A 12,134-nucleotide genomic window follows, 5' to 3' on the forward strand; every position below is an offset into this window, starting at 1 on the left:
CCATCTCGACGACGCCGCCCCGCCCGGCCAGCTTGACCTCCCCGCGAACGGTGGCCCCGGCGAGCGAGAGCAGGGGCGAGAGGGCCTCGAGGCGGTCCCTCGAGTCGTGGTTCCCGGCGATGACGAGGGCCGGGACCTTCATCTCCTGCAGGCGGTAGAAGAAGCTGAAGGCGGCCCCCTCGGCCTCGGTGGTCACCTGCGGCCGGTCGAAGAGGTCGCCCGAGACCACGACCAAGTCGATGCGCTCGGAACGGACGAGCCTGAGCAGCTCCTCGAGCGCCGCCGCGATCTCGGCCGTGCGCTCGGTGCCCTTGAGAAGCTTGCCCAGGTGCCAATCGGCGGTGTGCAGAATCCGCATTGCCGTATTAGGTTACTCCATACAGGCGTGGGCAGAAAGCTGGGTGAACGCCGGGGGTGGGTCGTACGTCGTGCGTCGTGCGTCGTACGTCGTACGTCCTACGTCGTACGCGAGACGCAAGACGCCTTGTTCCCCCCTTAGCAAGGGGGGTTAGGGGGATAAACCCTCCCTGCGTGCGGGGAGGGTTGGGGTGGGGCGCCTTTACCGCAGGCCACGAGCTACTGGCCTCCTGCTGACGGCTTACTGTTTCCCCTCACCAACACAACGCTTCCGTGTACGACTCGAGCCCGAAGTGGTGGATTACGCGCTCGACCCGGCCTACCTTGCCGTCGAAGCCGGGGCCGTGGGCGAAGAGTTCGACGCCGGGGGTCAGGCAGGGTTGGAGGCCCTCGAGCCGGACTTTGGCCTGGTGGACGTAGTACTCGGCCAGCGGGACCTTTTCGGCGTAGACGGGCCAGGTCTCCTCGCCCACCCACACCAGGCCCTTGTTGTCCATGCGCCAGGTCTTGTTGAGGTTGACCATCAGCGCCTCGAGGGCCTGGTAGGCCAGCCCCTCCTGGCGGAGCCAGTTGGGCAGCACCACGCTGCTCTCGACGTTGCCCGCGCGCTCGCCCACCTCGGCCAGCAGGTCTTCGATGACCTCGGCGGCGCGCGCCCGGCCGTAGTGCTTGGCCTCGACGTGGCGCGAGAGCCCGCCGGTGCCCCCTACCAGCCGAAGCCGCCACAGGCCCTGGTCCTCGAGCACCGACAGCACGCTCATGCAGAACTCGGGGCCGTACTCGAGGTCGAGCACCACCGGCTGGCCCGGCTCGGGCCTGGTGGCGGTGGGGCTGGCCTTGAGGATCATCTCGGCCACCGGGCGGCCGATGCGCGGCAGCACGATGCGCCCGCTCAGCACCGGGCGGTAGTTGAGCAGCAGCGAGGAGGCGGGGAACTCTCGAGTGGGGCTGGGGAGTCGCATAGGCCGTGAGGCAGCGCAATTATATGCACCCGCAGCATAATCTACGCCGTGACTAAAGCATATCTGAAGGGCGGCCGGAATAAAATCCCGGCCGCTTGACGGGAGCGCGGGGGGCGGCGTACCCTGGACCAGACCTTTAAGGCCAGTCCCGTGAGGCTGGAAAGGAGGAAAAAGTGGAACGAGTAGGCCACAACCCGAAGCCGCACGCACCCCTGGGGTGCGTTTTTTTTGTAGCCCGGAGGTCGCCTTGAACTTCAAGTCCCGCATCCTCAGCGCCGACGAGATCCGCCGTGCCCTCACCCGCATCGCCCACGAGGTGGTGGAGAAGAACAAGGGCACCGACCGGCTGTGCTTCGTGGGCATCCACACCCGGGGCATCACCCTGGCCGAGCGCCTGCGCGAGCTGGTGCGGCAGTTCGAGGGGGTCGAGGTGCCCATGGGCATCCTCGACATCACCCTCTACCGCGACGACCTCACCGAGATCGGCTTGCAGCCCAAGGTGCGCGAGACCCGCATCCCCTTCGACCTCTCCGGCAAGGCGGTGGTGCTCGTGGACGACGTGCTCTTCACCGGGCGCACCGCGCGGGCGGCGCTCGACGCGCTCATCGACCTGGGCCGCCCCAGCCGCATCTACCTGGCGGTGCTGGTGGACCGGGGGCACCGCGAGCTGCCCATCCGGGCCGACTTCGTAGGCAAGAACCTGCCCACCTCCAAGAGCGAGGTGGTCAAGGTGAAGGTGCAGGAAACCGACGGGGAGGAGGCGGTCGAGCTATGGGAGCTGGAGTGATCGCGATGGAGCAGAGCACCGAAAAACCCAAACACCTCCTCGACTTCCAGGGCTGGAGCCGGGCGCAGGTCGAAAGCCTCTTCGAGACCGCCCGCATGATGCAGGAGGTGCTCGAGCGCCCCGTGAAGAAGGTCCCGGCCCTCACCGGCTTCACCGTCGCCACCGTCTTCTTCGAGAACTCCACCCGCACCCGACTCTCCTTCGAGCTCGCCGCGCGGCGCATGTCGGCCGACGTGCTGAGCTTCAGCGGCGCGACCTCCTCGATGGCCAAGGGCGAGAGCTACAAGGACACCCTGCTGACCCTCGACGCCATGGGCATCGACGCCTACGTGATCCGGGTGGACGCCGCCGGGGTGCCCCACCAGGCCGTGAGGTGGCTGGGCAAGCCCGTGATCAACGCGGGCGACGGCTGGCGGGCCCACCCCACCCAGGCCCTGCTCGACGCCTTCAGCCTGCTCGAGCGCCTGGGAACCCTCGAGGGCAAGAAGATCGCCGTGGTGGGCGACATCCTGCACTCCCGCGTGGCCCGCTCCAACGCCGAGCTGCTGCCCATGCTGGGCGCCGAGGTCTGGCTGTGCGGCCCCGCGACCCTGCTGCCGGGCGAGTTGCCCAAGGCCCGCCTCACCACCGACCTGCGCGAGGCCCTGCAGGACGCCGACGCGGTGATGGCGCTGCGCCTGCAGAAGGAGCGCATGGACAAGGGCCTGCTGCCGAGCGAGCCCGAGTACATCGCCGGCTACCAGATCACCCGCGAGCGGCTGGGCTGGGCCAAGCCCACGGCGCCCCTGCTGCACCCCGGCCCCATGAACCGCGACCTCGAGCTCGAGGGCACCCTGGCCGAGTCGGAGCGCAGCCTGGTGGAGCGGCAGGTCGCCAACGGGCAGGCGGTGCGGATGGCGGTGCTCTACCACCTGCTGGTGGGGCGTAGATAACGCGAGGGAAAGCTGATGAAGGGTGAACTGCTCATCAAGAACGTCCGGCTGCTGGACAGCCGGGGCGAACACGGCAAGGCCGACGTGCTGGTCGGCGAGGGGAAGATCCTGGGGCTCGAGGGCGGCGACGCGGAGCGCGTGCTCGACGCCGAGGGACTGGTGCTCACGCCGGGGCTGTGCGACCCTCACGCCCACCTGCGCGAGCCGGGGCAGGAGGTCAAGGAGGAGCTGGCGACGGGCCTGCTGGCCGCGCTGCGCGGGGGCTACACCGACGTGGTCTCCATGCCCAACACCACGCCCCCGGTGGACACCCCCGAGGCGGTGATGGCGCTGGTCGAGAAGGCCCGCAACCTGGGCTACGCCCGGCTGTACCCGGCGGCAGCCCTCACCCAGGGCCAGGAGGGCAAGCTCCTCACCGAGGCCCGGCTCTTGAAGGAGGCCGGGGCCATCATGCTCACCGACGACGGGCGCACCAACGAGGACGCGGGCGTGCTGGCGCTGGGCCTGAGCTACGCGGCGAGCTGGGGCCTGGTGGTCTCGGTCCACGCCGAGGACGCGGGGCTGCGCCGGGGCGGGGTGATGAACGAGGGCCCCCTCTCCTACCGGCTGGGCCTCCCCGGCAACCCGGCGGCGGCGGAGGCCGCCCGCATCGCCCGGGACCTCGAGATCGTGCGCTACGTGATGTCCCGTAGGGAGGGCCAACAGCCCCCGACCCTTTTGCACGTCCAGCACCTCTCGACCCGGCGGGGCCTCGAGCTCATCCGCCAGGCCAAGGCCGAGGGGCTGCCCGTGACCACCGAGGTCGGGCCGCACCACCTCACCCTCACCGACGCCGCCCTGGAAAGCCTCGACCCCGTCTACAAGGTCGCGCCCCCGCTGCGCACCCAGGGCGACGCCGAGGCGCTGGTGGCGGGGCTGCTCGAGGGCACCATCGACTGCGTCGGCACCGACCACGCCCCCCACACCCCGGCCGAGAAGGAGCAGGACTTGCTGCGCGCCCCCTTCGGCATCGCCAACATCGAGGTAGCCTGGCCGCTGCTCTACACCGAGCTGGTGCTGGGGCGCGGCTTCCCGCTGCCCACGCTGCTCGAGCGCTTCACCGACGGCGCCCGCCGGGTGCTGGGCCTCTCCCCCGTCCGCCTCGAGGCCGGCGCCGAGGCCAGCCTGATGCTCTTCGACCCCCACGGCGAGCGGGCGGTGAACCCCGCCGAGTTCGCCTCCAAGGCCAAGTTCAGCCCCTGGGCGGGCTGGGAGCTGCGGGGCTGGCCGGTGATGACGCTGGTGGAAGGGCGCGTGGCCTGGGCGCACGAGCGCCTGGGCGTGGGGGCTTGAAGCCACACGGTGTAGGTGTAGGCCAGGCGCAAAACGCGAGACGCCGGTCGTAGGGCACCCCCCGTGGGTGCCCCTACCTCTTGCCGATAAGGTCCTGGACGCGCTCGAGCCCCTCCCGCTCGAGGTAGGCCAGCAGCCCCCGGTTGATCCGGCGCGGCAGCATCGGGCCCTCGTAGATGAAGCCGGTGTAGAGCTGCACCAGGCTGGCCCCGGCCCGCAGCCGCTCGATCACGTCTTCGGCGCTGAAGATGCCGCCCACCGAGATCACGGGGATGCGCACCTTGAGCTCTTGGGTCAGGTACTTGAGCACCTCGAGCGAGCGCGCCGCCAGCGGCCTCCCCGACAGCCCGCCGCCCTCGAGGGTGGCCGAGGTGAGCCCCTCGCGGCCGACGGTGGTGTTGGTGGCGATCAGCCCGGCGACGGGGTGGCGGTCCACCAGCTCCAAAATCTCGTCGATCTGGGCCCAGGTGAGGTCGGGGGCGATCTTGAGCAGGAGGGGCTTGGGCTGCGGCTGGGCCCTGGCGAAGCCCCCCACCGCCGCCAGCAGTTCCTCCAGCCGCTCGCCCTCTTGCAGCGCCCGCAGGCCCGGCGTGTTGGGCGAGCTGACGTTGATGACGAAGTAGTCGCCGTAGGGCCAGAGCTTGCCCAGGCTCTGCAGGTAGTCCTGGGGGGCCTGCTCGAGCGGCGTCACCTTGGACTTGCCCAAGTTGATCCCCAGCGGAGCCCTGAGCAAGCCCCCTTGCCGGGGCAGCGCCGCCAGCCGCCGCGCCACCGCCTCGGCCCCCTCGTTGTTGAAGCCCATGCGGTTGATGAGGGCCTGGTCCTCGGGGAGGCGGAAGAGGCGGGGCTTGTCGTTGCCGGGCTGGGGCAGCGCGGTCACGCTGCCGATCTCGGCGAAGCCGAAGCCCAGCGCGGGCCAGACGGGCACGGCCCGGGCGTTCTTGTCGAGCCCGGCCGCCAGGCCGAGGGGGTTGGGGAACCTCAGGCCCAGGCACTCGACCTCGAGCCGCCGGTCCCGCAGCGCGCAGCAGGCCGAGATCAGGCCGAGCGCCGCCGGGCGCTGGCCGCTCCAGGCCAGCCACCGCATCACCCGGTCGTGAACGGCCTCGGGGTCCTGCCGGAAGAGCAAGGGTTTGACCAGCGAATACACGCGGCCAGGATACCCTTCGGCTCAGGCGTTGGGCAAAGCCCGCACGCCCAGGTTGGTGATCGCCCGGTGGTAGGTGAGCTCGAGGTCGCCGGGGTGGCTGACCCCGACGCGCAGGGTGCGCAGGTGCCCGTCCGAGAGGCCGTAGATCCAGCCGTGCACGGTCACCCGCTGCCCCCGGGCCCAGGCGTCCTGGATGATCGTGGTGCGGCAGACGTGCGCGACCTGTTCGATCACGTTGAGCTCGCACAACCGATCGACCCGCTCGGCCTCGCTCGGGAGGGCCAGCACCAGCTCGCGGTGCTTCTGGAGCACGTCTTGCACGTGCCCCAGCCAGTTATCGACCAGGCCCAGGCGCATCCCCAGCAGCGCCGCCCGCACCCCGCCGCAGCCGTAGTGCCCGCACACGATGACGTGCCGCACCTTGAGCACGTCCACCGCGTACTGCATCACCGACAGGCAGTTGAGGTCGCTGCACACCACCACGTTGGCGACGTTGCGGTGCACGAACAGCTCGCCGGGCAGGAGGCCCACGATCTCGTTGGCCGGGACCCGGCTGTCCGAGCAGCCGATCCAGAGATACTCCGGGCTCTGCTGGCTCGAGAGCTTGAGGAAGAATTCCGGGTCTTTCTGCCGGATCCGGGCTGCCCAGCGGCGGTTGTTCTCGAACAGGCTTTCGAGCGAACTCACGCGGCCATTCTAAGCTCCCCGCCTAAGGGAAGGGTGTCCCGAGGGCTCCGGCAGACGACAAACCTACGTCATGGCGGGTTCAAAGAGATGATCATCAAACCAAAGACCCCCGGGCACACTCCTCCCCGGCGGCCGGCGAAGAGAGCGCCCGCCGCCGCCCTCCGCCACGCGGACAATCCCGGTTCTTTGGAGAGGTGCTTAAACCGGTCGAGGCTGGGCGGGGTTGTCGAGGAGGTGCCCGCGGGTGGTTCTGACCGGATGGGGCGCCGGCGGTGTTCGTCCGGGCCGTACCTCGCTCAAACCAATAACGCAGGCCCTCCCTTCTTGGGGAGGGCCTGGGGGGCCTCGAGCCCTACCGCACCTGCGGGAAGCCCAGGTCCACCTTGGAGGTGCTGGGGTCGGGCCAGCGGCTGGTGACCACCTTGGCGCGGGTGTAGAACTGCACGCCCTCGGGGCCGTACATGTGCAGGTCGCCGAAGAGGCTGGCCTTCCAGCCGCCGAAGCTGTAGTAGGCCACGGGGACGGGGATGGGCACGTTGATGCCCACCATGCCCGCCTCCACGTCGAACTGGAACTGGCGGGCCGCGCCGCCGTCGCGGGTGAAGATGGCGGTGCCGTTTCCGTAGGGGTGCTCGTTGACGAGCTTGAGGGCCTCCTCGTAGGTCTTGACCCGCACCACGCCCAGCACCGGCCCGAAGATCTCGTCGTCGTAGCACTTCATGCCCGGCTGCACGTTGTCGAGCAGCGAGGTGCCCAGGAAGAAGCCTTCGCGCTGGCTCACCGCGTCCTGGCGGCCGTCCACCACCACCGTAGCGCCCTCCCTGGGGGCGTTCTCCACGTAGGAGGCCACCTTGTCGCGGTGCTCCTTGGAGATGAGGGGGCCCATCTCGTTGCCGTCCTCGAGGCCCGGCCCCACCTTGATCTTGGGCATGCGCTCCCTGATGGCCTCGATCAGGGGGTCGGCCACGTCGCCCACCGCCACCACGACCGAGATCGCCATGCAGCGCTCGCCCGCCGATCCGTAGGCGGCCGAGACCGCGGCGTCGGCGGCCATGTTGACGTCGGCGTCGGGGAGCACGACCATGTGGTTCTTCGCCCCGCCCAGCGCCTGCACGCGCTTGCCGTTCTTGGTGCCGGTCTCGTAGATGTACTTGGCGATGGGGGTCGAGCCCACGAAGCTCACGGCCTTGACGTCGGGGTGCTCCAAGAGCCGGTCCACGGCCACCTTGTCCCCGTGCACCACGTTGAACACGCCGTCGGGCAGGCCCGCCTGCTGGAGCAGCTCGGCGAGGTACATGCTGGCCGAGGGGTCCTTCTCGGAGGGCTTGAGCACGAAGGCGTTGCCGCAGGCGATGGCGTTGGCGAACATCCACATCGGCACCATCGCGGGGAAGTTGAAGGGGGTGATGCCCGCCACCACGCCCAGGGGCTGGCGGATCTGGTACACGTCGATGCCGCGGCTGGCCTGTTCGGAGTAGCCGCCCTTGAGCAGGTTGGGGATGCCGCAGGCGAACTCGACGTTCTCCAGGCCGCGGGCCACCTCGCCCAGGGCGTCGGGGAGGGTCTTGCCGTGCTCGAGGGTGATGAGCTCGGCGATCTTCTTGCGGTTGGCGTCGATGAGCTCGCGGAACTTGAACATGATCTCGGCGCGCCGCGAGAGGGGGGTCTGGCGCCAGCTCTTGAAGGCCTCCTTGGCGACGGCGACGGCGTGGTCCACCTCCGCCACGCTGGCGAAGTCCACGGCGGCCTGCTGGGCCCCGGTGGCCGGGTTCCACACCACCCCGCTGCGCCCGGAGTTCCCCTCCACGACTTTCCCGCCGATCCAATGCGACACGCGCTTGATGCCGACTTCAGGTTCTCTGACTGCCATTTCGACCTCCTGGGTGCTCAGGCTTGTGGGTGAAGGTAGGGTTGGTGGGTGCTCGAGTTGCCTCATGGTAGAACCCGCGGTGGGGCGGCGCAATGGACAGTGTGTCCAGACGAACGCCCGGCGGGCTGCCGGGCGCCTTCGTGCGGGGTTGGCCGGCCTCAGGCCGAGCCGGCGGGGGTACGGCCGCGCAATTGCACGTCGATGTTGCAGATGTGCCCCACCAGCCAGTTCTTCAGCGTCGCGTGCAGTTCGCGCAGCATCTCGACGCTGGCCCCTCCGCGCGCTTTGTGCTGCTGGGTGAACTCGGCGTAGAGCGCCAGGAAGCGGTCGTGCGCCTCCTTGTTCTTGCGGGCGACGGGGCAGCCCCGCAGCGTCATGCACAGCTCCTCGTAGGCGAAGTGGGTGTTGACGTAGCTCTCTAAGAACACCAAGAGGTTGTCCACCTCCTCGCGGTCGGCGGGGCTGCCGGGCGGGGTGGACTCGAGCAGGCGCTCGAGGCGGTTGACGTAGCCGACGAGGTTGCGGTGCTGCTCGTCGATGCGGGGTTCGCCGGTCTCATAGCTCGTGTTCCACTCGATCGCCATAGTCACGCTCCGACGACGCGAGTGTGACGAAAATACCGGGGAGGAATGTCCCCGGTAATACCCGGTTTGGGTGGATCGTCTGCCGATGGGAGGCTATCCACCCCGGCCGAAGGGAGTGCCCTGGGCTTCACGAAGATGTACCCCTGACGGATTTGAAGCGTAGCTTTGTGAAGCCGGTATAACGCCGTTCTGGAGGGTTGTCCGGCCGCTCAATCGGCCGCTACGGGCGTCCCCAGCATCTGGTCCACGAGCGCCAGGCCCTCCTCGATGACGCCGAGGCCGTGCTCGAGCTCCTCCTGGTTGATCACCAGGGGCGGGCAGACCCACAGCATGTTGAAGCGGCTGAAGGCGTAGACGTGCTTGGACTTGACGTGCCCCACCAGCTTCTGCATCTCGGGGCTGGTGCCGTTGAAGGGGGCCAGGGGCTCCTTGGTGGCCTTGTCGCGCACGAGCTCGAGCACGCTGAAGAGCCCTTTGTAGCGCACGTCGCCCACGCAGGCGTACTTGCGCTTCATCGCCTCGAGGCGCTCGGCGAGGTAGCGCCCCTGCGCCTCGGTGTTCTCGAAGAGGTGCTCCTCCTCGTAGACCGAGAGGTTGGCGACGGCGGCGGCGCAGCTCACCGGGTGGCCGCTGTAGGTCAGGCCGCCCCAGAGCATGTTCTTCTCGAAGTAGTCGGCGATCTCCTGGCTCACGATCACCGCACCCAAAGGCATGTAGCCGCTGGTGAGGCCCTTGGCGCAGGTCACGATGTCGGGCTTGACGCCGTAGTGCTGGGTGGAGAGCCACTTGCCGGTGCGCCCGAAGCCCGACATCACCTCGTCGGTGATGAGCAGGATGCCGTACTTGTCGCACAGCGCCCGCAGCTTGGGGTAGTAGTCGTCGGGGGGGACCAAGAGCCCGTTGGAGCCGGTGATGCCCTCCACCAGGATGGCCGCGACGGTGTGCGGGCCCTCCATCTGGATGACCTCTTCGATGTGGCTCACGCACTCGCGGCGGCAGGAGTCGGGGGTCTTGCCGAAGGGGCAGCGGTAGCAGTAGGGGTCGAAGACCCGCACGATGCCGGGGATGCCCGGCTCCACCGGCCAGCGGCGGGGGTCGCCGGAGGCGGTCATGGAGCCCATGGTCGCGCCGTGGTAGGAGCGGTAGCGGGTGATGATCTTGTCGCGCCCCGTATAGAGCCGCGCCATCTTCATGGCGTTCTCGTTGGCCTCGGCCCCGCCCAGCGTGAAGAAGCTCTTGGCGAGCCCCGTGACCTCGGCCAGCTTCTTGCCCAGCTTCCCGCGCGGCTCGGTGGCGAAGGAGGGCCCGGCGAAGCAGAGCTCATCGACCTGCTTCTTGATGGCCTCGAGCACTTTCGGGTGCTGGTGCCCCACGTTGATGTTGATGAGCTGCGAGCTGAAGTCGAGCCACTTGTTGCCGTCGCCGTCCCAGAACCACACCCCCTGAGCCTTGGTCATGTGGATGGGGTTCGAAGTGCTCTGCACCGACCAGGAGAAGAGGGTGTAATCGCGGTTCTCCTGGATGACTTCCGACGAGGGGCGTTCCATAAGGACCTCCTGTGCCTTTGTTCCCCCAATGGTAGCCCCGGGAGGCGAGGGGACGCAATGGACAGTGTGTAAAAGCCGGGGTGCTTGCCCGGCGAAATTAGGAGGGCATAGTATGCCTTATGCAAAACGGCGAGCCCCTGATCCGCCACGTCCTGACGACCTGGGAGGTCCACAACGGCATCCACCTCGCCCTCTTCGACGCCATCTCCCCCGCCGGCTTCGAGGCGGTGCCGCTGAGGTCGCGGGGGCGCACAGTGCTCGAGCAGTTCAACCACACCGTCTCGGTGCGGCTGGGCTGGGTGCAGTACCACCGCACGGGCAAGTTCCCCAACAGGCGCACCCTCGAGCTGCCCGAGGACGTGCGGGAAGGCATAGCGCGGTCGGGGGAAGAGGTGCGGGCCTTCCTCGAGCAAGCCCTGGGGGGCGGGGCCAAGGTGCGCGGCTTCGAGGGCAACCCCGTGCGCTTCATGGGCTACCTCATCTCGCACGAGTCGCACCACCGGGGCTCCGTCGCCCTGGCCCTCAAGCAGGCGGGCCTGAAGCTGCCCGAAGAGGTGGCGATGCAGGGCTTGTGGGGCCGGTGGATGTGGAAGTCGGGCACCGGCGGCCAGGGCTAGCCGAAGCTGAGCCTTCTCCTCCCGGCCTGGCTCAACCCGCCGGCGAAGCCAGTAGTCGGGGTGGCGGCTTTGGCGGGCCACCGCGATGACGAATACCTCAAAACTTGCACCTTCCCTCGATCCTGCATAGACGTGCGCCCGGGTGGGCTATAAAGATGGATCTCGATGAGCCCCCAGCGCCGCAGGGGCGCGGAGGGTGTCATCGCCTGTGCGTGGACAATGCCATCCCCGAACAGCGCGAAGGCCAGGCCGAAACTCGGGTAGCGCGACTCCGCCAGCCCACAAGCCTGGGCACACGCCGGCAGGAAGTCGGGCTCCAGCTCGGCCCCCGCGCACAGCAGAAGGACGTTCCGCTCGAAAGCCCCCAGGCCCAGCGCCTCGCAAAGGCGGGCCAGGGCGGTGTCTTCCGCCAGCGTTTGGCTCATGGGGGGGAGCCGGGGCTCGAGGTCGCGTTCCCCGAAAGGCCGACTGGCCTCAGCCTTGATGATCGCTACCAGCAGCCTTAGCCCTATGCCGGCGGACAGCGGTCGAATTCCCTGGTCTTGTAGCCCGTTCACGCAGCACCCACCTTACATAAAACCCAATCTTCATTTTCTGCCGCACATCCAGGCATGTGATTATACTGGTTCCATGTCTTCACGGCCGTGGCTCGAGGAAGAACCTGCGCACTCTCCCCCTTTCGCCCAGATCAAGCCTGAACCCGTCGCCATTCCCGATGCTGCCCCGGAACCCGCCCCCCTCCCCGCCCGTCCCCCAGACCCGGGGCGAGCCGAGCGGGAGGTGGCGTACTGGCAGAACCGGCACCAGCAGGCCAGGAAAGGCGGCGAACCCTGGACCCGCACCTACAAAGCCTCCCTCCGCGGCTTCGAACTCTTCCTCACCCTCTACCGCCTGGCCGACGGCACGCTGTGGGGCCTGTACTGGGTACGCACCCCCCAAAGCCAGGGCACGGCCCGGCAGTGGCCGCTCAGGGGCAAGTTGCTCCAAGACGGCAGTTTCCACCTCGAGGGCACCGCCAACTCCGCCAAGTTCCACGGGCGCTACAACCCCGACAACACCCTCTCCGTCGGCGAGTTCCGCCGGGTGCGGGGCGAACGGGACAGCGAGGAGAACGGGGAAACCGACGACGTGGTGCTGGAGGGGCTGCGGCTCGAGCCCCTCACCCCCATGGAGCCCTTCCGGAGCCTGCCAAGCTGGGCTCAGGGGCAAGAGGGAGAGGAAACGGCAGGAACGGCTACGACCGCCCCACAGGCCCAACCTCGAGCCCAGCCCCAGCAACCGAAGGAAGAAACCGCCCCACCCGCCCCGC

At 68.7% G+C, this 12,134-nt stretch carries 13 protein-coding genes; 5 read left to right on the plus strand and 8 right to left on the minus strand.

Annotated elements, in window-relative coordinates; translation table 11 throughout:
* Together Mterra_RS13725 and Mterra_RS13730 are read right to left on the minus strand one after the other, a co-directional pair.
* A partial coding sequence (locus tag Mterra_RS13725; protein WP_119315687.1) for a metallophosphoesterase family protein occupies positions 1–358 on the minus strand: 358 nt, incomplete at its 3' end.
* A gap of 253 nt (positions 359–611) precedes the next feature.
* The gene (locus Mterra_RS13730) at positions 612–1,319 is read right to left on the minus strand and encodes a hypothetical protein (RefSeq protein WP_119315688.1); all 708 of its coding nucleotides are present in this window, start codon (positions 1,317–1,319) and stop codon (positions 612–614) included.
* A gap of 247 nt (positions 1,320–1,566) precedes the next feature.
* Here Mterra_RS13730 and pyrR point away from each other — a divergent pair, with 247 nt between their 5' ends.
* The 3 genes from pyrR to Mterra_RS13745 are packed head-to-tail and all read left to right on the plus strand — an operon-like array spanning position 1,567 to position 4,370.
* A complete protein-coding gene (gene pyrR / locus Mterra_RS13735; RefSeq protein WP_027893530.1) occupies positions 1,567–2,106 on the plus strand; it encodes a bifunctional pyr operon transcriptional regulator/uracil phosphoribosyltransferase PyrR in 540 nt (179 codons plus the stop codon).
* The gene (locus tag Mterra_RS13740) at positions 2,091–3,038 is read left to right on the plus strand and encodes an aspartate carbamoyltransferase catalytic subunit (protein ID WP_245971633.1); all 948 of its coding nucleotides are present in this window, start codon (positions 2,091–2,093) and stop codon (positions 3,036–3,038) included. The genes pyrR and Mterra_RS13740 overlap by 16 nt, the downstream gene beginning before the upstream one ends.
* A 15-nt stretch (positions 3,039–3,053) precedes the next feature.
* Positions 3,054–4,370: a dihydroorotase gene (locus Mterra_RS13745; protein ID WP_119315689.1), complete on the plus strand. Its 1,317-nt coding sequence runs from the start codon at positions 3,054–3,056 to the stop codon at positions 4,368–4,370.
* 73 nt (positions 4,371–4,443) lie between these two features.
* On the opposite strand, the gene Mterra_RS13750 is transcribed toward Mterra_RS13745, so the two are convergent.
* From Mterra_RS13750 to Mterra_RS13770, 5 genes are all read right to left on the minus strand, one after another.
* Positions 4,444–5,520 (minus strand): quinone-dependent dihydroorotate dehydrogenase, encoded by a 1,077-nt coding sequence (locus tag Mterra_RS13750; RefSeq protein ID WP_119315690.1) that lies wholly within the window; start codon positions 5,518–5,520, stop codon positions 4,444–4,446.
* Positions 5,521–5,541: 21 nt separating this feature from the next.
* A complete protein-coding gene (gene can, locus Mterra_RS13755) occupies positions 5,542–6,207 on the minus strand; it encodes a carbonate dehydratase (protein WP_119315691.1) in 666 nt (221 codons plus the stop codon).
* Positions 6,208–6,559: 352 nt separating this feature from the next.
* A complete protein-coding gene (locus tag Mterra_RS13760; RefSeq protein WP_119315692.1) occupies positions 6,560–8,077 on the minus strand; it encodes a CoA-acylating methylmalonate-semialdehyde dehydrogenase in 1,518 nt (505 codons plus the stop codon).
* A gap of 158 nt (positions 8,078–8,235) precedes the next feature.
* Complete coding sequence (locus Mterra_RS13765; RefSeq protein WP_119315693.1) at positions 8,236–8,661, minus strand: bacteriohemerythrin; 426 nt, start codon at positions 8,659–8,661, stop codon at positions 8,236–8,238.
* A gap of 209 nt (positions 8,662–8,870) precedes the next feature.
* The gene (locus Mterra_RS13770; RefSeq protein ID WP_119315694.1) at positions 8,871–10,208 is read right to left on the minus strand and encodes an aminotransferase class III-fold pyridoxal phosphate-dependent enzyme; all 1,338 of its coding nucleotides are present in this window, start codon (positions 10,206–10,208) and stop codon (positions 8,871–8,873) included.
* A gap of 119 nt (positions 10,209–10,327) precedes the next feature.
* Here Mterra_RS13770 and Mterra_RS13775 point away from each other — a divergent pair, with 119 nt between their 5' ends.
* Complete coding sequence (locus tag Mterra_RS13775; RefSeq protein WP_119315695.1) at positions 10,328–10,825, plus strand: DinB family protein; 498 nt, start codon at positions 10,328–10,330, stop codon at positions 10,823–10,825.
* Here Mterra_RS13775 and Mterra_RS13780 read toward each other — a convergent pair.
* Complete coding sequence (locus Mterra_RS13780) at positions 10,822–11,250, minus strand: hypothetical protein (protein WP_147372789.1); 429 nt, start codon at positions 11,248–11,250, stop codon at positions 10,822–10,824. The genes Mterra_RS13775 and Mterra_RS13780 overlap by 4 nt on opposite strands.
* A gap of 205 nt (positions 11,251–11,455) precedes the next feature.
* Here Mterra_RS13780 and Mterra_RS13785 point away from each other — a divergent pair.
* The coding region (locus Mterra_RS13785; RefSeq protein WP_218022937.1) for a hypothetical protein at positions 11,456–12,134 on the plus strand (679 nt) is incomplete at its 3' end.

It is taken from the genome of Calidithermus terrae (assembly GCF_003574345.1).
GTDB classification, from domain to species: domain Bacteria; phylum Deinococcota; class Deinococci; order Deinococcales; family Thermaceae; genus Calidithermus; species Calidithermus chliarophilus.

Coding starts and splice junctions, on each gene's coding strand:
- Mterra_RS13730 (WP_119315688.1), bottom strand. CDS start 1,319: ATGCGACTCCCCAGCCCCACTCGAGAGTTCCCCGCCTCCTCGCTGCTG.
- Mterra_RS13740 (WP_245971633.1), top strand. CDS start 2,091: ATGGGAGCTGGAGTGATCGCGATGGAGCAGAGCACCGAAAAACCCAAA.
- Mterra_RS13745 (WP_119315689.1), top strand. CDS start 3,054: ATGAAGGGTGAACTGCTCATCAAGAACGTCCGGCTGCTGGACAGCCGG.
- Mterra_RS13760 (WP_119315692.1), bottom strand. CDS start 8,077: ATGGCAGTCAGAGAACCTGAAGTCGGCATCAAGCGCGTGTCGCATTGG.
- Mterra_RS13765 (WP_119315693.1), bottom strand. CDS start 8,661: ATGGCGATCGAGTGGAACACGAGCTATGAGACCGGCGAACCCCGCATC.
- Mterra_RS13770 (WP_119315694.1), bottom strand. CDS start 10,208: ATGGAACGCCCCTCGTCGGAAGTCATCCAGGAGAACCGCGATTACACC.
- Mterra_RS13775 (WP_119315695.1), top strand. CDS start 10,328: ATGCAAAACGGCGAGCCCCTGATCCGCCACGTCCTGACGACCTGGGAG.
- Mterra_RS13780 (WP_147372789.1), bottom strand. CDS start 11,250: ATGAGCCAAACGCTGGCGGAAGACACCGCCCTGGCCCGCCTTTGCGAG.